Source organism: Alicycliphilus sp. T452, from assembly GCF_054512775.1.
The window spans coordinates 1-21,246 of record NZ_JBTNEH010000031.1; the positions used below are offsets into that span (position 1 = coordinate 1).

The following is a 21,246-nucleotide window of genomic DNA, read 5'->3' on the forward strand; positions in this document are numbered from 1 at the left end:
TTTGCCTGGCTGGAGAAGAACCGCAGGCTGTGGAAGAACTGCGAGCGCCTGCTCAACACCAGCCTGCAGTTCATCCACTTGGCGTTCTTGGCGTTGCTACTCAGGAGATCGTAAACAGGTTCTAAGAACGTGTTCACGATCTAACTTGTTCACAATTCCCGGGAGCCCGGGGGTGAACCTTTGCCACCCTGCCCGCGTCCAATCCCGCCATGAACGACAAGCAAGCCATCAAGACCCTGGCCGCGCTGGCCCTGGCCGCCCTGGTGGGCGCCTGCGCCAGCGCCCCGCCGCAAGCCCCGGCCCCCATGCCCTCCACCACCGCGCAGCACGGCGCCCCGAGCCTCTCCTCCCACGACTGGAACCTGGCGTCCGCCTTCGACGCGCAGGGCAGGCCCGACGACGGCTGGCGCGTGGCCGGCCACGCCCCGATGCAGCTGCACTTCGAGGGCCAGCGCCTGAGCGTGCGCAACCTGTGCAACATGCTGGGCGCCAGCTTCGGCACGCAGGGCGACGACATGCAGTTCGGCCGCCCCGTGTCCACCATGCGCGCCTGCGCCGACAAGGATCTGATGCGGCTGGAGCAGCGCGTGGGCGCGCAGCTGCCGACCGTCAAGCGCTACCAGCTGAGCGCCGGCGGCACGCCGCGGCTGCAGCTGTTCTTTGCCGACGGCAGCCGCTGGGAGCTGGCCGGCCAGCCCACGCCGCAGACGCAGTACGGCGGCCCCGGCGAGCGCATGTTCCTGGAAGTGGCGCCCGAGCGGGTGGCCTGCAGCCATGGCGTGGTGAAGAACGCCCAGTGCCTGCGCGTGCGCGAGATCCGCTACGGCGACAACGGCGTCAAGACCCACGTGGGGCAATGGCAGGTGTTCTATGACGAGGTGCAGGGCTACACCCACGAGCCCGGCATGCGCAACGTGCTGCGCATCAACCGCTTCAAGCGCCAGAACCCGCCGGCCGACGCATCGGCCTATGCCTACGTGCTGGACATGGTGGTCGAGTCCGAGCGCATGAAGTAGGCGCCCGGCATTACGCCAAAAACGGCTGCAGCGCTTGTACAGAAAGCGCCTGCAGCTATTTTTTCGATAGTCTCAGTGGACGGCCTTGATCGCCCCGGCCTGGGTCAGCCGCTCGGCCACCAGGAGCTTCTGCATCTCGGCCCGGCCCATGATGCCCAGGTCCTCGGCCACCTCGGCGATAGGCTTGCCCGTGGCGATGGCGGCCTTGGCGATGGCCGCGGCCTTCTCGTAGCCGATCAGCGGGTTCAGTGCCGTCACCAGCGTCACCGACGCGGCGATGCGCTCGTCCAGCAGGCCCTGGTTGGCAGCTATGCCCTCCACGCAGTTGACCTGCAGCGTATGGCAGGCGCGGGCCAGGTGGTGCAGGCTCTTGTGCAGCGCCCAGGCGACCAGCGGCTCGAAGGCGTTGAGCTGCAGCTGCCCGGCCTCGCAGGCCATGGTGATGGCCGCGTCGTTGCCTATCACCTCGAAGCACACCTGGTTCATCGCCTCGGGGATCACCGGGTTGACCTTGCCCGGCATGATGGACGAGCCCGCCTGGCGCGCCGGCAGCCGGATGTCGGCCACGCCCGCCTGCGGGCCCGAGGACAGCAGGCGCAGGTCGTTGCTGATCTTGGAGAGCTTGGCGGCGATGCGCTTGAGCACGCCGGAAATATCGACGAAGGCGCCCGTGTCGGACGTGGCGGCGATCAGGTTGGCGGCGGCCCTGACCGGCACGCCCGAGAGCTCGGCCAGCTTCGGGACCACCGCGTCGACGTAGCCCAGCGGCGCGTTGATGCCCGTGCCTATGGCCGTGCCGCCCATGTTCACCTCGGTCATCAGGTAGGCCGACTCGCGCAGGCGGCGCTCGTCGTCGGCGATCATGGAGGCGAAGGCCGCGAACTCCTGGCCCAGCGTCATGGGCACGGCGTCCTGCAGCTGGGTGCGGCCGATCTTGAGGATGCCGGCGAATTCGCGCGCCTTGGCCTCGAAGGCGCCGCGCAGGGCGGCCAGGGCGCCGAGCAGCTCCTGGATGCCGAAATAGGTGGCGATCTTGACCGCCGTGGGATAGGTGTCGTTCGTGCTCTGCGATGCGTTGACGTGGTCGTTCGGGTGGATCGCGTCGTAGCTGCCCTTGGGCAATCCCAGGTGCTCCAGGGCACGGTTGGCGATCACCTCGTTGGCGTTCATGTTCGTGGAGGTGCCGGCGCCGCCCTGGATCACGTCGGTGACGAACTGCTCGTGCAGCTGGCCGGCGATCAGGTCGTCGCAGGCCGAGGCGATGGCGCGGGCCTGGGTTTCGTCGATCGCGCCCAGCTGCAGGTTGGCGTGGGCGGCGGCCTTCTTGACGAAGGCGAAGGCCCGGATCAGCGCGGGCATCTGGGCCACCGTGTGGCCGGTGATGGGAAAGTTCTCCACGGCACGGGCGGTGTGCACGCCCCAGTACGCGTCGGGAGGGATGGTCTTGATGCCGATGAAGTCGTGTTCTTGACGCATGGCTAACGGGCTTTCTTTCGAAAATGGATGGAAAAAAAGGCGCCGAGGCGCCTGACGTGGCAATGCCCTGGCCGCCGAAGCACACCCGGAAAGCAGGTGATGCGCCGCCGCACAGGGCATTGGGGCGCGATTATGGCCCAATGCCCGCCCCGCGCATGGCCTCCTTACTTTCGCGCATACCCCCCCCGCCTCTACACTTGCCGCCCATGCCTGACCTGCCCTCTTCCGCCCGCCCGCGCCGCACGCTGCTGCAGGCGCTGGGCCTGTCGCTGCTCGCCTCCCGCACCGCCTGGGCGGCCCCGCCCTCCGGCCCCTGGCCCCAGGACCTGCGCGTGCCCGGCGGCGTGGCGCGCCTGCCGCTGGGGCCCGCGCCCGAACGGCCCGTGGTGCGCATGCCGGACGGCGCGCCCGTGCTGGTCCTGGGCGACGCGATCGAATGGACCGCCCTCGTGGGCATTCCCCTGGCCGCCCCCGTGGGCGAGGCGCACGTGGCCGTGCAGGCCACGCAGGACGCGCCCGGGCGCCGCATCGCCTACCGCGTGGCGCCCAAGCAGTACCGCGAGCAGCGCCTGACGGTGGCGCCGCGCACCGTGGACCTCGCGCCCGAGGACCTGGCCCGCCACGAGCGCGAGCGCGCCCACCAGCAGCAGGTCATGGCGGCCTTCTCCACCCCGCTGCCGGACGACTTGCAGATGCGCCAGCCCGTGCCGGGGCCGCGCTCCAGCAGCTTCGGGCTGCGCCGCGTGTTCAACGGCCAGGCGCGCAACCCGCACAGCGGCATGGACATCGCCGCCGCCACGGGCACGCCCGTCGCGGCGCCGCTGCCGGGCCGGGTGATCGACGTGGGCGACTATTTCTTCAACGGCGGCACCGTCTGGCTCGACCATGGCGGCGGCCTGCTCACCATGTACTGCCACCTGAGCCGCGTGGACTGCCAGGCGGGCGACCGGCTGCGCGCGGGCGACGCCTTCTGCAAGGTGGGCGCCACCGGCCGCGTGACCGGCCCGCACCTGCACTGGGGCGTGATGCTGAACCGCACCATGGTGGACCCCGCCCTGTTCCTGCCCGCATGAAGACCCGCGCGCGGCTGATCCGCTTCAACAAGCCCTACGGCGTGCTGAGCCAGTTCACGCCCGAGGGGCGCTGGCGCGGCCTCAAGGACTTCATCGCCCTGCCCGGCGTCTACGTGGCCGGGCGGCTGGACGCCGACAGCGAGGGCCTGCTGCTGCTGACCGATGACGGCCGGCTGCAGGCGCGCATCAGCGACCCGCGCCACAAGATGGAGAAGACCTACTGGGTGCAGGTCGAGGGCATCCCCGGCGACGACGCCCTGGCCGCGCTGCGCGCGGGCGTGGCGCTGAACGACGGCCCCACCCTGCCCGCGCGCGTGCGCCGCCTGGAGCCGCCGCCCGCCCTGTGGCCGCGCGACCCGCCGATCCGCGTGCGCCGGAACATCCCCGACAGCTGGATCGAACTCGTCATCCGCGAGGGCCGCAACCGCCAGGTGCGCCGCATGACGGCCGCCGTGGGCCACCCCACGCTGCGCCTGGTGCGCGCGGCCATCGGCCCGTACACGCTGGACAGGCTGGCGCCCGGCGCGTGGGACGATACTGAAACGATAGCTGCTGGCGCTTGATGGGCGGGCGCTGGAGCCCGATTTGGCTTGCGATCAACCGCGCTGGCGCAGCCGCAGCGCGCCATCGATCACCAGCACCGCCACCGCCGCGAAGATGGGCCCGTAGGTCGGCCACTGCGCCGCGCCGATGCTCTCGCCCAGCAGCAGCGCCACCAGCGCCAGCAGCACCGGCTCCACGTAGCTCAGCAGGCCGAACAGCCCCAGCGGCAGCAGGCGGCTGGCGGCCATGTACAGCGCCAGCGCCACGGCGCTCACCACGCCCAGCACCGGCACCAGCGCCCACAGGTGCGCGTTGTCCGCCACCAGCGGCAGCGACGAGGGCGCGCGCAGCACGAACCACAGCGCCGCGGGCACGAGCAGCAGCATGTCCAGCCAGTGCCCGCCCAGGTGGTCGGTGCGCATGCGCCGGCGCGCCACGAAGTACACGGTGTAGCCCAGCGCGACGAGCCACGTCTCCCACGACATGCCGCCGGTGCGCAGCACCTCGTGCGCCACGCCCGCGGCCGCGAGCAGCGTGGCCAGCCACTGCAGGCGCGACAGGCGCTCGCGGTACAGCACGCGCCCGGCCAGCACCATCACCAGCGGCAGCAGGAAGTAGCCCAGCGACACCGGCAGCGCCCGCCCATGCAGCGGCGCCCAGAGGAACAGCCAGAGCTGCACCCCCAGCATGGCCGCGCTGCCCGCGAGCCCCAGTGCCAGGAGCGGCTGGCGCCACGCCCGCAGCGCCAGCAGCCGCACGCGCGGCCACTGCCCCTGCGCGAGCAGCAGCACGGTGGTGAACGGCAGCGTGCACAGCACGCGCCAGCCGAAGATCTGCTCGCCGTCCAGCGGCGCCAGCAGCGGCGCCAGGTAGTAGAGCGCGCCGAACAGCACGGAAGCGGCGACGGAAGCGGCGAGACCCTTGAACACGATGCGAGGCGAATGGAAGCGGCGAACGCGCGATTGTCCGCGAATGCGCGCACCGGCCCGGCATGTGTCCGGTATAGTGCGGCGCCTTTTCGCCGCCCATGCCCGCTGCCGCCTCCGCCCTGCTCTGCCTCGTGATCGCCATCGGCGACGGCGATTCGCTCACCGTGCGCTGCGGCGAGCACCGCCCCATGCGCGTGCGCGTGGCCGCCATCGACGCGCCCGAGCGCAGGCAGGCCTTCGGCCAGCGCGCGCGGCAGAACCTCGCGCGGCTGTGCTTTCGCCAGCAGGCGCGGCTGCACACGCTGGGGCACGACGCATACGGCCGCACGCTGGCCCACGTGCGCTGCAACGGGCAGGACGTGGCCGCCGCGCAGGTGCGCGCGGGGCTGGCCTGGGTGTACCGCGCGGGCAAGCCCGACCTGGAGCGGCTGCAGCGGCACGCACAAGCGAGCCGCACGGGCCTGTGGTCGCAGAAGCACCCGATGGCGCCGTGGGACTACCGGCGCCGCCATCAGAACGTGTTCATGATCTTCAATTCAGATCGGAGCGGTAGAGTCTGAATGCCGTTGAGGCATGCAGGCCGGCCCGTGCAGTTTGAACACCTCTGGGGTGATCGAGCCCGTCGCTGAGTACAGAGCGCACGGCCACCGCGCTGATCTTCATCAAGCCCGAACGGTTACGCGCGCCTTCGATGAGTGCGCATGCACAAGAAAGGGATCTGAAGATCATGTCTGTTTTGTCAGTGACGGTGGGCATAGACGTGGCCAAGGCCCACGTGGATGTCTATGTGCTGGGCGCCAAGAGCGAGGCCCAGCGGTTGAACAACGATGCCGAAGGCCATTCGGCACTGGCTACGATGCTGCAGCCCCTGGGCGTGAGCCTGGTGGTGATGGAGGCCACCGGAGGCTACGAGGCGGCGCTGGCCTGTGCGCTGCAGGCAGCGGGCTTGCCCGTGGCGGTGGTCAACCCGCGCCAGGCGCGCGACTTCGCCAAGTCCATGGGCCGGCTGGCCAAGACCGACGCGGTGGACGCACGCATGCTGGCCGAGTTGGGCTCGGTGCTGGTGCGCCGCGACGACCTCGCTCGCTTCCTGTGCCCGCTGGCCGATGAACGCCAGCAGTGGCTGGCGGCCTTGGTCACGCGCAGGCGCCAATTGCTGACCATGCTCCATTCGGAGCGCCAGCGCCTGCAGATCACGCCCAAGAAGCTGCATGCCAGCATCGAGGCCATCGTGGCTGCGATCAAGGCGCAGCTGGGCGAGATCGAGGCGCAGATGGTTGCTCACGTGCGCGAGCACTTTGGCGAGCTGGACCGGCTGCTGCAGTCGGCAGCGGGCATCGGCCCGGTGGCCAGTGCCGCGATGATTGCCGAGCTGCCGGAGCTGGGTCGGCTGAACCGGCGCGAGATCGCCGCGCTGGTGGGTGTGGCGCCCATAGCCAATGACTCGGGCAACAAAAAGGGACGGCGCAGGGTGCAGGGCGGGCGCTTTGAAATCCGCCGCGTGCTGTACATGGCCACGCTGACAGCCACACGCTACAACCCCGCCATCAAGGCCTTCTATGAGCGATTGAAAGCCGCGGGCAAGCTGCCCAAGGTCGCCCTGGTCGCCTGCATGCGCAAGCTGCTGACCACGCTCAACGCCATGGTCAGAACCGGCAAACCCTGGGACAAATCGCTTCACGGCGCTTGACTTTGAAGACGGTTACTCAGCGCGATTGAGCCGGCGGCGGTAGGATCGCCCGCTTTGCGCCCCGCACCGTGACCGATTTCCCCGCCGACTCCAACGTCTACCGCCACAGGGGGTTCGTCGCCTTTCTCACGGCGCGCCTGGTGGCGGTGTTCGCCACGCAGGTGCAGGCCGTGGTGGTGGCCTGGCAGGTGTACGACCTGACGCGCGCGCCCATGGCGCTGGCCTACGTGGGGCTGGCGCAGTTCCTGCCCATGCTGGTCCTGCTGCTGCCCGCGGGCGATCTGATCGACCGCTTCAGCCGCAAGCCCATCCTGGCGGCCAGCTGGGCGGCGGGCGCGGTGTGCAGCGCGCTGCTGTGGTGGCTGGCCGGGCATGGCGCGGCGGGGGTCGATGGCATCTACGCGGTGCTGGTGCTGTTCGGCTGCTCGCGCGCGTTCTCGGCGCCGGCGCTCTCCAGCCTGCTGCCGCAGATCGTGCCACGCGGGCAGCTCGCGCAGGCGGTGGCGGCCAACGGGATGATCATGCGCATGGCGACCATCGGCGGGCCGTTCCTCGGCGGCGTGCTCTACGCGGTGGGCGGCGCGCGGCTGGCCTACGCGGTGTGCATGGCCTGCTTCGCGCTGGGCACGCTGCTGCTGGCGCGCGTGGCGGTGGACCACGCGGCGCCCATCGGGCCCGCGCTGGGCAGCATGTTCCAGCGCTTCGGGGCGGGCATACGCTTCATCCGCTCGCGGCCCATCATCCTGGGCACCATCTCGCTGGACCTGTTCGCGGTGCTGCTCGGCGGCGTGGTGGCGCTGCTGCCCATCTACGCGCAGGAGGTGCTGCACGTGGGCCCGCAGGGCCTGGGCGCGCTGCGCAGCGCGATGGCGATCGGCGAGGTGGGCGCGGGCCTGTACCTGAGCATGCGGCCCTTCGACCACCGCGTGGGGCGCACGATGTTCGCCGCCGTGGCGGTGTTCGGGCTGGCCAACCTGGTGTTCTCGCTCTCCACGGTGTTCGCGCTGTCGTTCGCGGCGCTGATGGTGGCGGGCGCGGCGGACATGGTCAGCGTCTACATCCGCGGCGCGCTGGTGCAGTTCTCCACGCCCGACGAGATGCGCGGGCGCGTGAACGCGGTGAACATGCTGTTCATCGGCTCGTCCAACGAGCTCGGCGAATTCCGCGCGGGCACCAGCGCCGCATGGGTGGGCGCGGTGCCGGCCGCCGTGCTCGGGGGCCTGTGCACGCTGGGCGTGGTGGGGCTGTGGGCGCGCCTGTTTCCCACGCTGCGGCGCGTGGACAAGTTCGAGGAAGCTGCTTAGACTTTGATAGCTGCCAGCGCTTTCCAGACAAGCGCTGGAGCCCGATTTGGCTATGAATCGAAGCTGCCGCTCAGCAGCTCGGCCAGCCGCTCGGCCGGCATGCGGAAGCCGCAGGCCTGCGCATGCCCGCCGCCGCCCATGCGGACGGCCAGCGGCGAGCAGTCGTAGCCGCGCTGCGAACGCAGGCCCACCTTGACCTGCCCGTCGCCGCCCACGGCCCACATCAGCGCGTAGGTGCCGCTCTGCTTCGAGAGCAGCTCGCCCACCAGGCTGTGGAAGGCCCCGGGCGCATTCACCATCAGCCCGGCCTCGCCGTTGAACACCAGCGGCCGGGCGCCGCCGGCCACGTCCTGCGCCAGGTGGCGGAACTTCTCGTCCATGGCCTGGCCGCGCGCGACGAAGGCCGCCGCCTCGGCGGGCGAGAAGTCGGCGATGGCGCTCCAGCGCGCGAAGTCGAAGGGCTCCATGTCGAGCGCGGCCACGAAGCCCGCCGTCTCGGGATACCGCCAGGTCCACAGGTCGCGGTCCTCCACATGGCGCACCAGGTCGGGCAGCGGCGCCTCGGGGTGGAAGAACTCCCAGGCCAGGCGCGCGCCGGACTTGGCCATGTCGAAATGCACCGCGCCGCAGCGGCAGGCAAAGCCCGCGAGCTGCTCGGCCGCGCTCTTGTGGTGGTCCAGCAACACCAGCCTGGCGGCGCGCGCGTCGATCCCGGCCAGCAGCGCGGGCGCGAAGGAGAAGTCCAGCACGTAGACGGCGCGGCCCTCCAGCGGCGGCAAGTCGTCCACCGTGGCCGCCTGGCCGTGCGACAGGCCCAGGCACTGCACCTGCCCGCCATAGAAGCGCCAGGCCGCAAGGGCCGCGGCAAAGCCGTCGGCGCAGCGGCCGTGGTAGAGGACCAGGGGCCGGGGATCGTCGGCACGGGGCGCGGCCAGCAGGGGCAGCGGCAAAATGGCGGAGCGCGGGGACATCATCATGGCGGCGCATTGTGCTGCAGGCAGGCGCCAGGCAGGCTGCTATCATGCTGTACAAACATCCAGCGCGTATTTTCCACGTCACCCAACCAGCCACCGTTTCATGGGACTCGACCAGATCGCCATCGCCCTGCTGGGCGCCACCGCAGCCTGGCTGTCGCAGACGCGCAGCGCGGGCCTGCGCCGCTGGGCCTGCATCTTCGGGCTGCTGGGGCAGCCGTTCTGGTTCTACGCCTCGTGGAAGGCCGGGCAATGGGGCATTTTTGCCCTGTCCATCGTCTACCTGGGCGCCTGGCTGCACGGCCTGAAGGTGTACTGGCTCACGCCGCGCCGCAACCGGGATGCGCCCGACACGGGCCTGAGCACCATCCAGTTCACGCCGGGGCGCGACTCCTGACACCCGGCTCCACGCCCCCGCTGCACCTGCTGTGGCAGGACGAGCACATGGTGGCGCTCTACAAGCCCGCCGGCTGGCTGGTGCACCGCACGGGGCTCGACGCCGGCGAGACGCGCTTCGTGGTGCAGGCCCTGCGCGACCAGATCGGCCGCCACGTCTACCCCGTGCACCGGCTCGACAAGGGCACCTGCGGCGTGCTCGTCATGGGCCTGCACCCCGCGGCCGCGCGCGCCCTGGCCGACACCTTCGCGCGCCACGCGGTGCACAAGCGCTACCTGGCGCTGGTGCGCGGCTGGGCCCCGCCGCTGGCCGAGGTGGACCACCCGCTGCGCCCCGACGACGCGCCGCAGGACGCCCCCGCCCAGCCCGCGCACACGCTTCTTACCCGCCTTGCGCGGCTGGAGCTGCCCGAACCCAGCGACCCGCGCTTCGCCACCACGCGCGCATCGCTGGTGCTGGCCGAGCCCACGACCGGGCGGCGCCACCAGATCCGCCGCCACCTCAAGCACGCCGCCCACCCCATCCTGGGCGACGCCACGCACGGCAAGGGCCCGCTCAACCGCTGGTGGGCCGAGCGCCTGGGCCTGCAGCGGCTGTGGCTGCACGCCTGGCGCCTGCGCCTGCCGCACCCGCAGGACGGGCGCATGCTCACGATCGACAGCGGCCTGCCCTGGCCGCCCGCCGCGGCGCCCCTGCCCTGCGCGCCCGACGCCCCCTGGCGCGACTGGCAGGCGCGCGTGTTCACGCTGCCGTGGATGGCCGCATAGCGCCGCGCCGCGCTACCATGCGCTGCACGCCAACCCGCCGCACACCATGCCCACCACACCGCCCATCGACTCTGCCGAGCCCGGCACGGACGCACTGCGCGAGGACGGCCTGCCCGAGGACGCCACGCTGTGCCCCGGCGAGTCCATGGACGCCGCCGCCCTGCGCCAGCTGCTCAGGGCCGCCCTGCCCGACAGCAGCCGCCACAAGGCCGCGGGCTGGTTCGGGCAGACGGACTTCCTGTTCACGCGCAGCCACGTCGACGAAGAGCAGGACGCCTACCACGACGGCCTGTTCATCACCGTCTGGAAGCGCTGGGACTTCTGGCTCGCGCTGCCGCACGACGACCCCGCCGCCCATGCCAGCCTGTTCGCCCAGGCCTGGGCGCGGCTGCGCCAGCCAGCGGCGCCCACGGTGACGGACGGCCTGGTGCGCCAGTACCGCGGCTACGGCGCCACGGGCGAGCCCGGCCCCTGGCAGGGCCTGCACGACGCGCCGCCCGAGGCGCTGCAGGCCTGCGCCGAGGCCTGGCGCGGCGTCATCGGCTACTGGCGCCGCGCCGAGGGCCAGCGCCGCGCGGGCCGGCCGCTGCGCGCGCGCCTGCACGCCGCCCTGACGCCCGAGCGCGTGCGGGCGCTGACCCTGCTGCCCGTCTTCACCGGCCGCTACAACGACTGGTGGGACCCCGAGCGCAACGGCTGGTGGGAGGGCGACGTGTGGATAGGCGCGCGCCAGCCCGGCCATGAGGGCGGCCGCAGCTGGGGCCGCGCACTCAAGCTCAGCTGGCGCAACGGCAGCGAGGCGCCGGGCGACGCGGAGGACGACGCCCATGCCTGCTACCAGATCGACCTGGTCGATGACGACGCGCCGCACGAGGGCACGGCCCACCCGCCGGGCCTGCGCCTGAGCTATGCCCAGCGCCAGAGCGACGCGCGCCAGAGCCTGCCCAACGACGCCGTGGACCACATGGCGCGCCTGCTGCGCCTGTTCACCACGCTGGAGCAGCGCCTGTACGCGGAGCACGCGCGCGCGCAGCAGGCGCCGCCGCCGGACGGCCCGCCCGCCCCGCCATTGCCGCGCACGCCCCCGTTCGCGCCCGACGAGCCCGACGCCGAGGTGTTCGGCGCGCAGATCATGGCCCTGTCCCATGAATGGCAGCGCACCGGCCGCGCCCACGCCGCCCTGGTGCGCGAGCGCTGGGCGCTGCAGGCCGAGCGCATGGCGGAGCCGCCCGCGCAGGAGGATGGCGGTGCAGCAGCCTTGCCCGTGATCGACCCGCGCGGCGCCCAGGCCGGCGCCGTGCTGCAGCTGGCGCGCGCCGTGCACGCCTGGGCGGACGCCGACCTCTCGGCACGCTTTCACCGCCGCTTCGCGTTCGCGCCCGGCGCCCTCGCCTACCGCGCGGCGCGCGGCGGCCGGGCCGTGGGCCCCGTGCTGTGGCAGGCGGACGGCCGGCTGCTGGCGCATGTCGCGGCGGCGCACGGCGCGCAGGCCGGCGCCTGGTGGGAGGTCGGCGCCGACGGGTTGCGCATCGCCCCCGCGCCTGCGCCGCAGCCGACCCCCACGGCGGACATCGACGGCGCGCCCACGGCCGCCGCCCACGGCCTCACGGTGCGCGGCGACGCCGACGGCGACCTGCACGGCCTGGCCGAGGATGGCCGCACGCTGTGGCGCCACCACATCGGCGGGGCCATACGTAGCATCGCCATGGCCCCGGACGGCCACGCCCTGGCCGTGGGCACCGCCGGCGGCTACCTGGTGCTGCTGCGCAAGGGCAGCGGCATCGACCCCTATCTGCCGGGCACCTCGCGCTACGCGGAAGTGCGGCGCTTCATCTTCTGGGACGGCGCGCCCGCGCCGCTGGCCTGGTAGCGGCAGCGGCGATAAGCTCTGCTATTGATAGCTGCCAGCGCTTGATGGACGGGCGCTGGAGCCATTTTTCATCTAAAAAGCCTACCCATCGTCCCGCGGCGCATTGCGCGCGCGGCGCTCGTCGCGCTTGCGCTGCTCGGCCTTGCGCTCGGCGCGCTCCTTCTCCTGCTGCCGGGCGGCGGCCAGCCAGGCCTCGAACTCCCCGGGCGTCTCCAGCGTCACGCGGCCCAGGGCGGCGCTGCGCAGGTCGGTGAGCACGATCTCGGCGGCCTTCTGCAGGTTCAGCCGCCCGCCGCTCATCACCGCGCCGCGCTTTTTCGCGATCAGCGCCAGCAGCTCGTCGTCGTGGCTGGCGCCGATGGCCTGCGCGTCCAGGCCCAGCTTGTAGCGGGCGTCGAGCAGCGGCGCGTAGTGGCGCTTCACGTAGGCCAGCAGCTCCAGCGCCACCTCCTCCTCGTCGTAGGCGTTGCGCCCCACCGCGCCGCTGGCGGCAAGGCGGTAGCCGCTCTCGGGCACGATGATGCGCGGCCACAGCATGCCCGGCGTGTCCCAGAGGTAGAAGTCATCGTCGAGCACGATGCGCTGCTCCTGCTTGGTGACGCCGGCCTCGTCGCCGGTTTTGGCCTCGCGCTTGGCCGACAGGGTGTTGATCAGCGTGGACTTGCCTACGTTGGGAATGCCCACGACCAGCCCCCGCATGGGCCGCGACAGGCCGCGCCGGTTGGGCGCGAGCTGGCGGCAGGCCTCGACGAGCCGGCGCGCGGGCGCGGCGTCCGAGGCGTCGAGCGCGATGGCGCGCGTGCCGGGCCGCGCGTTGTACCAGTCCAGCCACGCAGGCGTGCGCGCGGGGTCGGCCACGTCCTGCTTGTTGAGCACCTTGAGCGTGGGCTTGTGCCCCGTGAGTTCGGCCAGCAGCGGGTTGCCGCTGGAGCCCGGCAGGCGCGCGTCCAGCAGCTCTATCACCACGTCGATGTCCTTGATGCGCTCGCCGATCGCCTTGCGCGTCAGGTGCATGTGACCGGGAAACCACTGGATGGCCATGGGGCTGTACTTTCACTCATCAAACTTCGGGGAAGCGGCAAGGATAATCGCCCCATGCCCCCTTCCTCCCAGCGCAAGCAAGATTCCGAGCTGTTGCTCAAGGGCGTGACCTGCGCGCTCATCGGCGCCATCATCCTGCTCGCCCCCTACGTGGCGCGCTCGCCCGGCGTGCGCGACCTCATGGGCCAGGCCTACCTGGCGGGCTGGTTCTCCCTGGTGCTGGGCTGCGCCCTCCTGGCGCGCTACGGCCTCGTCCGCTGGCGCCGCGGCCGCCGCTGAAATGCTCGAAGCCACGCGCCGGCGCTTCGCCGCCCTGCAGGCCGAAGCTGCGCGCGCAGGCGTGGCATTGCGCCCGCCGCCGCCCGAGCCCGCGAGCTGCTGCGGGCGAGGGTGCAACGGGTGCGTGTGGGAGGGGTTCTACGCGGCAGCGCAGTGGTGGTGCGAGGATGCGCGCGAGCGGATCCCCGGCCCTATCCGGCCTGCAGAGGCGCCACCACCGCCATAGCCTCGCCGTGCAGCCGCAGCGCCAGTTCCTCGGACAGGTGCAGGCGGCGCAGCAGCCAGGGGGTGAGGTCGGCCTCCACCAGCGGCGGCAGGGATTCGGATGGGCCCGCGCCGTCCGGCTGCGGGCCCTGCGGCGCCTGCGCGGCGGTGCCGGTCAATATCGCCTCCAGCCGCTCGGCCGCGGCCTGCAGGGGCGCCTGCACCTCCTCGCTGCGCAGATGCCCCCGGCGCAGCAGCAGCATGGACTTGACGGCCGTGAGCTGCGCCAGCAGCTGGTAGCAGTGCACCTGCATGCGCTCCAGCGGCGCCAGCGGCGGGCGCACGGCGCGCGGCTCCTTCCAGGCGCGCGCCGTGGCCTGCACCAGGGCGCCCAGGCTGTCGTAGGCCTCGCGCCGCGCCAGGCGCCAGGCGAGCTCGGGATGGTTGTCCACGGCCTGCAGCTGGCCCAGCGCCAGCGCCTCGCGCGCGTGGCGGATTTGCGCCGCCAGGGTGCGCGCCACCAGGGCCGGTATCTGCTGGCGCTCCCATGAGGGCAGCACATAGGCGAAGGCCCAGGCGATGCCGGCGCCGATCAGCGTATCGGCCATGCGCTCCAGCAGCACGAAGCCGGCACTGCCGCCCGCGCCCAGCAGATGCGCCTGCACCAGGCCCAGCACCGTGGCCGCCACGGCGGTGAACAGGTAGCGCCGCAGGGTGAAGGAGTGGGACACGGCCTGCGCCAGCGTCACGCAGGCGAGCAGCGCCCAGGGCGGCAGGTCGGCCGCCAGCACGGCCGACGCGATCAGGCAGCCGAGCAGGGTGCCCGCGACACGCTCGTTGCGCCGCTCCAGCGTCTGCGCCAGGCTGCCGCGCAGCACGACGATGATGGTCAGCACGATCCAGTAGGCATGCTCGCGCCAGGGCAGCAGCTGCGACACGGCATAGCCCACGCCGATGGCCAGCGCCGCGCGCATGGCGTGGCGCAGGGGCGCGGCGCGCCAGCGCCACAGGCCCCGCAAGGGCTTCCAGCCCCAGCCCGTGGGGCTGACGAACATCTGCCAGTACACGCGCACCAGGGCCAGGTCGGGCGCGCGCTCGCCGCGCGCCAGGGCGATGAGCTGGCCCACTTCGTCATGGATGTGGCCGATGCGGTACGCCAGGCCGCGCGCCAGCCGCGCGGGGGTGAAGCCGGCCTGGGCCGGCTCCTGCAGCGCGCCCAGGTCGGGGCGCGGGCGCGGGTGCAGCTCGGGCTTGCGCGCCAGCAGCAGCGCATCGGCCAGCTGCGCGAGCGCGCCGGCCTGCGCCAGCAGCTCGGTGTGCAGGCGCTCCAGCGCCCCGGCCTGCTCGGGCTGGCGGCGCAGCTGCTCCAGGTCGAGCGCGCTGGCCAGCAGGTGGTCGCGCATCTCCAGGGCGCACAGCAGCATGCCGGCCAGCTGCTGCTGGCGCGCGCTGGCGGGCGCTTCGAGCACGATGTCGCGCGCCGCCTGCAGCTGGTCGGCCAACGTGGCCTGGCGCAGCAGGAGCGCGCCCATGAGCGGGTTGTCGCGCTCGCCCAGCGCCAGCACGGGCGTGAACTGCAGTGCCTGCAGCCGCATCAGCGCGGCCAGCGACAGCAGCACGTCGGCGATCAGCTGCACGCGGTAGCGGCCGTTGAGCACGCGGTTGGCCAGCACCGCCCAGGGCAGGTACAGGAACGCGCCCAGGCCGAAGTGGAAGGTGGTGGTGAGCGCCGCGCGCCAGCCCTCCCCTTCGGCCGGCGCCGGCACCGCCATGGAGAACACCAGCGCCAGCACGGCGGCGATGGCCACGGGCGCGCCGCGCTTGCCCCAGGCCATGGCCAGGAAGGCCAGGAAGCTCGCGGGCACGATGAGCAGGCCCAGCATCCAGGGCGCGTCGTGCAGGCGCTGCACCACCAGGAACAGCGGCAGCGCCAGCAGCGGCGCCGGCAGCATGTGCAGCAGCTTGCCGCGCCGCGGCGCGGGCATGTCCGGCGGAATGGCGACGATGGCACCCACGGTGGCGGCCGATGCGGCGGCGCTGCCCAGCCACAGGTGCACCAGGGCCGAGATCAGCAGCAGCCCCAGGGCCGCCGCCGCGCCGTTGGCGACGTAGTGGGACAGCAGCACCCGCCGGGCGGCGTGCAGGCGGGATGCGAGGGGAATGGGCATGGCCGGATGGTGCGCCCCCGCCGCCGGGGCGGGCGGTTCGGGGTTCAGCCGAGCTGGCGCGGGTCCATGTACTGCTGGCGCCAGTCCTCGAAGGGCAGCTCGTCCTGCGCCTCGATGTCCTTCTGCTCGGCCAGCGAGCGTGCGGCCAGCGCCTCGTAATGCGCCTGCTGCCGGGCGCTCCAGGGCAGCGCCAGGAGCCGGTCGCGCGCCTTGGCGGACTGGGCGAACGAGAACGCCTCGAAGCCGCAGCCCGGCTGCGCCTGCATGGCCGCCAGCACGCGCGCCGACGGGGCCAGCGCGCTGTCGGCCAGCACGGCCCGGGCCTGGCGCAGCGCGGCGGCATAGTCCTGCCCCTGCTGCGCCTGGTCCAGGGCCGCGGCGATGGGCGCGCATTCGTCCAGCACCTGCGCGGCCCAGTCGGCCAGCGCCACGGGCTGGCCGCGCCGCTGCAGCAGCAGGCCCGGCTCGCGCCCGCGCTCGGCCGTCTGGTGCTGGTTGTGCTTGCACTCGGCGATCTCCTGCGGCGTGTCGGGCGGGCTGTCGGTGAGCAGGCAGTGCAGCAGGAACACGTCCAGCAGGCGCATGGTCGCGGCGGTGATGCCCACGCTCTCGAACGGGTCCAGGTCCATGAGGCGCACCTCGACGTATTCCACGCCGCGCTCGCGCAGCGCGTGCAGCGGGCGCTCGCCGCGGCGCACGGTGCGCTTGGGGCGGATGGTGCCGTAGAACTCGTTCTCGATCTGCAGCAGGCTGGTGCCGAGCTGGTTGTAGTCGCCGCCGATGTTGCGGATGCCGATGGCCTCGTAGGCCGGGTACGGCTGCGTCAAGGCCTCGTGCAGCGAGTCGGCGTAGCCCGACAGGCCGTTGTAGCTCACGTTCAGGCTGGCCTGGGCGTCGCTCTGGTAGCCCAGCCGCCCCATGCGCAGCGAGGTGGCGTGCGGCAGGTACAGGGCCTGCGTGCCATCGCCCATGGGCTGCAGGCCGTGCTGGCGCCCCTGCACGAAGCAGGGGCACAGCGCCGGCGAGGCGCCGAACAGGTACAGCAGCACGAAGGCATGGCGGCGGAAGTTGCGGATCAGCGCGAAGTATTCCTCGCTCGTCACGCCGGGCAGCGACCAGTTGTAGTGGATGCCCGAGATGGTCTGCATGCGCCGCCCGTAGCGGTGCGCCAGGCCCATGCGGTAGATGCTCTTGGCGCGGCCGATGTGCGAGTTGCCGTAGCGGCCGATGGGAATGGTCTCGTCCGTGGGCAGGCCGCAGGGCATGCTGGAGACCCACAGCATCTCGCCGCCGGCCTCGGCCAGGGTGCGCAGCACGTACTGGTGGATCTCGGTCAGTTCATCGAGGCAGCCCTGCACGCCCGCGTGCGCGCCGGTGATGAGCTCGATCTGCGACTCGCTGTAGTCGGTGGTGATGCTGGGATGCGTGAGGGCCGAGCCCAGCGCCTGCGGATGCGGCGTGAGCGCCAGGCCGCCCGTGGGCAGCACGCGCAGCCCCTCTTTTTCCATGCCGCGGCGCATGCCGGCCAGGCGCTCGGCCGGCAGCGCGGCGATTCTCTGTTGCAGAGTGCTCATCTTGTTGTTCCAACTTTGGCGTGGGGCCGGAACTTAGCACGCCGCGCCAGCGGCTGCCTGAAGCCGCGTCAATGCCCGGGAACCGCGTCGCGCGGCAGTGCCGCGCCGCCCGGCCGCGCTAGGCGACCGCGTCCATGGCCAGGCGCACCTCGTTCGCGCCCTGGGCGGACCCGTTCTGCGGCACCTGCTCGCCCGCGCGGTCGCACACCTCGGCCAGGCGCGCGGCCAGCTGCTCGGGCACGTCCTGCCCCGACCCCAGGTGCACGCCCTGGGTGAGCGTGATGTGCGCGGCCTCGAAGCTGCCGGCGCCCGCGCACAGGATGGTGCGCGTGGGCGCGCTCTCGTGCGCCAGCACCAGCATGGCGGGCACCACGGCCTCGGGCGCGAGCCGCGCCAGCACGTCGTCGGGCATCAGCCCCGCGGTCATGCGCGTGGCGGCCGTGGGCGCGAGGGCGTTCACGTGGATGCCGTACTTGGCGCCCTCGATGGCCAGCGTCTGCATCAGGCCCACCTGCGCCAGCTTGGCCGCGCCGTAGTTGGCCTGGCCGAAGTTGCCGTACAGGCCCGTGGACGAGGTCGTCATGACGATGCGCCCGTATTTCTGCGCCTGCATGTGCGGCCACACGGCCTTGCAGCAATGGGCCGCGCCCATGAGGTGGACCTGGACCACCAGCTGGAAGTCCGCCATGTCCATCTTGGCGAACGACTTGTCGCGCAGGATGCCGGCGTTGTTCACCAGGACGTCCACGCGGCCCCAGGCGTCGATGGCCTGCTGCACCATGGCCTGCACGGCCGCGAAGTCGGTCACCGAGGCGCCATTGGCCAGCGCCTGGCCGCCAGCGGCGCGGATCTCGTCGACCACGGCCTGCGCCGCGCCGGCCGAGCCGCCGCTGCCGTCCACCGCCCCGCCCAGGTCATTGACCAGCACCCTGGCGCCACGCGCGGCCAGCGCCAGCGCATGCTGGCGGCCCAGGCCGCCGCCGGCGCCCGTCACGATGGCCACGCGGCCCTTGAAATCCATCTCCATACTGCATTGACTCCTGCTAAGGTGCATGCGGAACGTCCGCCTGCGAAGGCGTCACTCTACGCCAGAAGGACAATGCGGCAGGAAACGTCCGAGACTCCAACCACCCACATCATCACGAACCACACCATGCAACCCGTACCCACCCCCAGCACCCCCGAGACCCCGCGCGACGCAGCCACCGTGGTGCTGCTGCGCGACACCCCCTCGGGAATCGAGACCCTGCTGCTGCGCCGCCATGCGCAGATGGCCAACATGGGCGGGGCCTATGTTTTCCCGGGCGGCAAGCTCGACGCCGCCGACCGCGACGGCGCCGCCCACTTGGACCAGCCGGCGCAGGCGCTGCACGAGGGCCTGGGCGAGAGCGCCCTGGACCCCGCCACCGCCGCCGGCCTGCATGTGGCGGCGCTGCGCGAGGCGCTGGAGGAATGCGGCCTGCTGCTGGCCGAGCCCCTGCAGGCCCAAGCCCCGGTGGACGCCCCGCGCGCCCGCGCCATGCTGCACGAAGGCCAGCCGCTGGCCCAGGTGCTGGCGGCGCTGCAGCTGCGCTTGGCCACGCGCCGGATGTGCGCCTGGTCGCGCTGGATCACCCCGGTGACGCCGGCCATGGCGACGCGCCGCTTCGACACGCGCTTCTTCGTGGCCCAGGCGCCCGACGGCCAGGAGGCCGGGCACGACGACGAGGAGACCACCGCCAGCATCTGGATCGCGCCGCGCAGCGCCCTGGAGCGCTACCGCGACGGCCAGATCGACCTGGCGCCGCCGCAGATCATGAGCCTGGCGCACCTGGCGCGCCACGCCAGCGTGCGCAGCGTGATGGAACAGGCGCGGCTGCGGCGCCCGCCCACCATACTGCCCGAGGCCTTCGAGCACGAGGGCGCGCGCGTCATCTGCTACCCCGGCGACCCCCGGCATTCGGTGCGCGAAAGCGCCCTGCCCGGCCCCACGCGGCTGTACCAGCGCGAGCGGCGCTTCTTTCCAGGAGATGGCTTCGAATCCCTGTTTGCCTGATGCACCGCGGGTTATCCCTGGCCGCGCTGGATAATCATGTGGATAACCACGGACAAGCACTGTATGGCGCATGCAAGCCATTGATTTGCAATGGCTTCCTTCGCACTGCTTGTTTTTTAGGCAGGATGGGCCGGCTTATCCCAGCCCGGGCTGGACAATCGTGTGGATAACTTTTGACAAGTCCTGTATGGCGCCCGCAAGTGCTTGATTTGCATGGGCCGCCCCTGTCCTGCCTAAAAAACAGGCAATGCACGGCCGGTTCGGAACGCCTTCCGGATACTATGTTTTCAGTAGCTGCCTGCGCTTGACCAGCAAGGGCCAGCCCCATTTTTCATTCAAAACCACTCCCGCAATCCATGAGCACCCCACCCTTCTTCACCGCCCGCGTGGGCGACGACGGCACGCAGTGCGACGCCTGGCCCGACCAGCCCCTGCTGGCCTCGCTGGAGCAAGGCGGCATCGACTGGCCCAGCTCCTGCCGCAACGGCACCTGCCGCACCTGCATGTGCCTGCTGGTGCAGGGCCAGGTGCGCTACGAGATGGACTGGCCCGGCCTCTCGGCCGAGGAAAAGGCCGAGGGCTGGGTGCTGCCCTGCGTGGCCCGCCCGGCCAGCGACGTGACGCTGCAGGCGCCGGCGATATAGCCGCGCGCGCTAAAATCGCCCGCTTCGGGATCCACGCATCCCCCACCCGTGCGGCCCGTGGCCGCTGCGCATGTTCTTTGGGCCACCCGCCGGGAATTTGCCGCCGCGCCCGCGCACGGTTTCCCTGAAAGCTCCGCATGAACACCCCCCTGACGCCCGCGCCCATCTCGCCCGTGCAAGACATCGTGGCCGAGCTGGCCGCCGGCCGCATCGTCATCCTGGTCGACGAGGAAGACCGCGAGAACGAAGGCGACCTGGTCATCGCCGCCGACCACGTGACGCCCGAGGCCATCAACTTCATGGCGCGCTTCGGCCGCGGCCTGGTGTGCCTGACCCTCACGCGCGAGCGCTGCGAGCGCCTGCAGCTGCCCCCCATGGTGGCGCGCAACGGCACCAAGATGGGCACGGCCTTCACCGTCTCGATCGAGGCGGCCGAGGGCGTGACCACCGGCATCTCCGCCGCCGACCGCGCGCGCACCGTGCAAGCGGCCGTGGCCCCGGGCGCCGTGGCCGCCGACCTGGTGCAGCCCGGCCACATCTTCCCGCTGCAGGCCGTGGACGGCGGCGTGCTCATGCGCGCCGGCCACACCGAGGCCGGCTGCGACCTGGCCGCCATGGCCGGCTGCAGCCCCGCCGCCGTGATCTGCGAGGTGATGAAGGACGACGGCACCATGGCCCGCCTGCCCGACCTGCAGCTGTTCGCGGCCGAGCACGGCCTCAAGATCGGCACCATCGCCGACCTGATCGAGCACCGCAGCCGCACCGAGTCGCTGGTGCACAAGGCGGGCTCGCGCCCCATGCAGACCGCGTTCGGCGAGTTCACCGCCCATGCCTTCCGCGACGAGCCCAGCCAGGGCGTGCACCTGGCGCTGGTCAAGGGCCAGTGGGACGCGCAGGAGAGCGTGCCCGTGCGCGTGCACGAGCCGCTGTCGGTGCTCGACACGCTGGAGGCGAGCCGCGCCATGCACTCCTGGAGCCTGGACGCGAGCCTGCGCTACATCGCGGCCCAGGGCCGGGGCGTGGCCGTGCTGCTCAACTGCGGCGAGACGGGCGAACAGCTGCTCGCGCAGTTCGAGGGCCGCGCCCGCGCCGCCCAGGCGCCCGAGCGCGGCCGCATGGACCTGCGCACCTACGGCGTGGGCGCGCAGATCCTGCGCGAAGTGGGCGTGGCGCGCATGCAGCTCATGGGCCAGCCGCGGCGCATGCCCAGCATGGCGGGCTACGGCCTGGAAATCACCGGATACATCCCCAAGGAATAAATC

21 protein-coding genes and 1 pseudogene are annotated in these 21,246 nt (G+C 72.1%); 15 read left to right on the forward strand and 7 right to left on the reverse strand.

The genetic code is table 11. The annotated features are described in order from the left end of the window. A pseudogene (locus tag ACX12L_RS20220) lies at window positions 1-114 on the forward strand (IS5/IS1182 family transposase); the annotation flags it as partial. Window positions 115-209: 95 nt separating this feature from the next. Next, window positions 210-1,016 carry a DUF4377 domain-containing protein gene (locus ACX12L_RS20225; protein ID WP_459264235.1) on the forward strand — a complete coding sequence of 269 codons (807 nt, stop codon included), beginning with the start codon at window positions 210-212 and terminating at the stop codon, window positions 1,014-1,016. Window positions 1,017-1,088: 72 nt separating this feature from the next. On the opposite strand, the gene ACX12L_RS20230 is transcribed toward ACX12L_RS20225, so the two are convergent. Continuing rightward, window positions 1,089-2,492 carry an aspartate ammonia-lyase gene (locus tag ACX12L_RS20230; protein WP_459264236.1) on the reverse strand — a complete coding sequence of 468 codons (1,404 nt, stop codon included), beginning with the start codon at window positions 2,490-2,492 and terminating at the stop codon, window positions 1,089-1,091. A gap of 206 nt (window positions 2,493-2,698) precedes the next feature. On the opposite strand from ACX12L_RS20230, the gene ACX12L_RS20235 reads away from it, so the two are divergent. Both ACX12L_RS20235 and ACX12L_RS20240 read left to right on the forward strand, forming a co-directional pair. Then, the gene (locus ACX12L_RS20235) at window positions 2,699-3,565 is read left to right on the forward strand and encodes a peptidoglycan DD-metalloendopeptidase family protein (protein ID WP_459264237.1); all 867 of its coding nucleotides are present in this window, start codon (window positions 2,699-2,701) and stop codon (window positions 3,563-3,565) included. Further along, window positions 3,562-4,128: a pseudouridine synthase gene (locus tag ACX12L_RS20240; RefSeq protein ID WP_459264238.1), complete on the forward strand. Its 567-nt coding sequence runs from the start codon at window positions 3,562-3,564 to the stop codon at window positions 4,126-4,128. Before ACX12L_RS20235 ends, ACX12L_RS20240 begins: the two co-directional genes overlap by 4 nt. A gap of 33 nt (window positions 4,129-4,161) precedes the next feature. Here the strand turns inward: ACX12L_RS20240 and rarD are convergent, their stop codons facing one another. Next, window positions 4,162-5,037: an EamA family transporter RarD gene (gene rarD, locus ACX12L_RS20245; protein ID WP_459264239.1), complete on the reverse strand. Its 876-nt coding sequence runs from the start codon at window positions 5,035-5,037 to the stop codon at window positions 4,162-4,164. 98 nt (window positions 5,038-5,135) lie between these two features. Between rarD and ACX12L_RS20250 the strand changes: the two genes are divergently transcribed. The 3 genes from ACX12L_RS20250 to ACX12L_RS20260 all read left to right on the forward strand — a co-directional run bounded on the left by ACX12L_RS20250 (window position 5,136) and on the right by ACX12L_RS20260 (window position 8,031). Further along, the gene (locus tag ACX12L_RS20250) at window positions 5,136-5,597 is read left to right on the forward strand and encodes a thermonuclease family protein (protein ID WP_459264240.1); all 462 of its coding nucleotides are present in this window, start codon (window positions 5,136-5,138) and stop codon (window positions 5,595-5,597) included. Window positions 5,598-5,764: 167 nt separating this feature from the next. Next, window positions 5,765-6,727: an IS110 family RNA-guided transposase gene (locus ACX12L_RS20255; RefSeq protein ID WP_459264241.1), complete on the forward strand. Its 963-nt coding sequence runs from the start codon at window positions 5,765-5,767 to the stop codon at window positions 6,725-6,727. 44 nt (window positions 6,728-6,771) lie between these two features. Next, on the forward strand, window positions 6,772-8,031 hold the full coding sequence (locus tag ACX12L_RS20260; protein ID WP_459264278.1) for an MFS transporter: 1,260 nt from the start codon (window positions 6,772-6,774) through the stop codon (window positions 8,029-8,031). 50 nt (window positions 8,032-8,081) lie between these two features. Here the strand turns inward: ACX12L_RS20260 and ACX12L_RS20265 are convergent, their stop codons facing one another. Then, the gene (locus ACX12L_RS20265) at window positions 8,082-9,008 is read right to left on the reverse strand and encodes a DHH family phosphoesterase (protein WP_459264242.1); all 927 of its coding nucleotides are present in this window, start codon (window positions 9,006-9,008) and stop codon (window positions 8,082-8,084) included. 100 nt (window positions 9,009-9,108) lie between these two features. Here ACX12L_RS20265 and ACX12L_RS20270 point away from each other — a divergent pair, with 100 nt between their 5' ends. From ACX12L_RS20270 to ACX12L_RS20280, 3 genes are read left to right on the forward strand one after another with little or no spacing between them, the layout of a single operon-like run. Continuing rightward, complete coding sequence (locus tag ACX12L_RS20270; protein WP_459264243.1) at window positions 9,109-9,402, forward strand: hypothetical protein; 294 nt, start codon at window positions 9,109-9,111, stop codon at window positions 9,400-9,402. Between the two features lie 47 nt (window positions 9,403-9,449). Further along, the gene (locus ACX12L_RS20275; RefSeq protein WP_459264244.1) at window positions 9,450-10,169 is read left to right on the forward strand and encodes a pseudouridine synthase; all 720 of its coding nucleotides are present in this window, start codon (window positions 9,450-9,452) and stop codon (window positions 10,167-10,169) included. 46 nt (window positions 10,170-10,215) lie between these two features. After that, window positions 10,216-12,039, forward strand: coding sequence for a hypothetical protein (locus tag ACX12L_RS20280; protein WP_459264245.1), 1,824 nt, complete (start codon window positions 10,216-10,218; stop codon window positions 12,037-12,039). An 81-nt stretch (window positions 12,040-12,120) separates the two neighbouring features. Here ACX12L_RS20280 and ylqF read toward each other — a convergent pair whose 3' ends face one another. Further along, window positions 12,121-13,080 carry a ribosome biogenesis GTPase YlqF gene (gene ylqF / locus ACX12L_RS20285; protein ID WP_459264246.1) on the reverse strand — a complete coding sequence of 320 codons (960 nt, stop codon included), beginning with the start codon at window positions 13,078-13,080 and terminating at the stop codon, window positions 12,121-12,123. A gap of 54 nt (window positions 13,081-13,134) precedes the next feature. Here ylqF and ACX12L_RS20290 point away from each other — a divergent pair, with 54 nt between their 5' ends. After that, window positions 13,135-13,359 carry a hypothetical protein gene (locus ACX12L_RS20290; protein ID WP_459264247.1) on the forward strand — a complete coding sequence of 75 codons (225 nt, stop codon included), beginning with the start codon at window positions 13,135-13,137 and terminating at the stop codon, window positions 13,357-13,359. A gap of 1 nt (window position 13,360) precedes the next feature. After that, window positions 13,361-13,585, forward strand: coding sequence for an oxidoreductase-like domain-containing protein (locus tag ACX12L_RS20295; RefSeq protein WP_459264248.1), 225 nt, complete (start codon window positions 13,361-13,363; stop codon window positions 13,583-13,585). Here the strand turns inward: ACX12L_RS20295 and ACX12L_RS20300 are convergent. The 3 genes from ACX12L_RS20300 to ACX12L_RS20310 all read right to left on the reverse strand — a co-directional run bounded on the left by ACX12L_RS20300 (window position 13,551) and on the right by ACX12L_RS20310 (window position 18,332). Then, entirely contained in the window at window positions 13,551-15,731 is a 2,181-nt protein-coding gene (locus ACX12L_RS20300) for an FUSC family protein (protein ID WP_459264249.1), read from the reverse strand. The two genes, ACX12L_RS20295 and ACX12L_RS20300, sit on opposite strands and share 35 nt — an antisense overlap. Before the next feature lie 44 nt (window positions 15,732-15,775). Continuing rightward, window positions 15,776-17,305, reverse strand: a complete 1,530-nt coding sequence (gene gshA, locus ACX12L_RS20305) for a glutamate--cysteine ligase (protein WP_459264250.1) — start codon at window positions 17,303-17,305, stop codon at window positions 15,776-15,778. 118 nt (window positions 17,306-17,423) lie between these two features. Beyond that, on the reverse strand, window positions 17,424-18,332 hold the full coding sequence (locus ACX12L_RS20310) for an SDR family NAD(P)-dependent oxidoreductase (RefSeq protein WP_459264251.1): 909 nt from the start codon (window positions 18,330-18,332) through the stop codon (window positions 17,424-17,426). A 126-nt stretch (window positions 18,333-18,458) separates the two neighbouring features. Between ACX12L_RS20310 and ACX12L_RS20315 the strand changes: the two genes are divergently transcribed. From ACX12L_RS20315 to ribBA, 3 genes are all read left to right on the forward strand, one after another. Beyond that, entirely contained in the window at window positions 18,459-19,340 is an 882-nt protein-coding gene (locus tag ACX12L_RS20315) for an NUDIX hydrolase (RefSeq protein ID WP_459264252.1), read from the forward strand. A 356-nt stretch (window positions 19,341-19,696) separates the two neighbouring features. Further along, window positions 19,697-19,984, forward strand: a complete 288-nt coding sequence (locus ACX12L_RS20320; protein WP_459264253.1) for a 2Fe-2S iron-sulfur cluster-binding protein — start codon at window positions 19,697-19,699, stop codon at window positions 19,982-19,984. A 137-nt stretch (window positions 19,985-20,121) separates the two neighbouring features. Next, entirely contained in the window at window positions 20,122-21,243 is a 1,122-nt protein-coding gene (gene ribBA / locus ACX12L_RS20325) for a bifunctional 3,4-dihydroxy-2-butanone-4-phosphate synthase/GTP cyclohydrolase II (protein WP_459264254.1), read from the forward strand. Window positions 21,244-21,246: the final 3 nt, after the last annotated feature.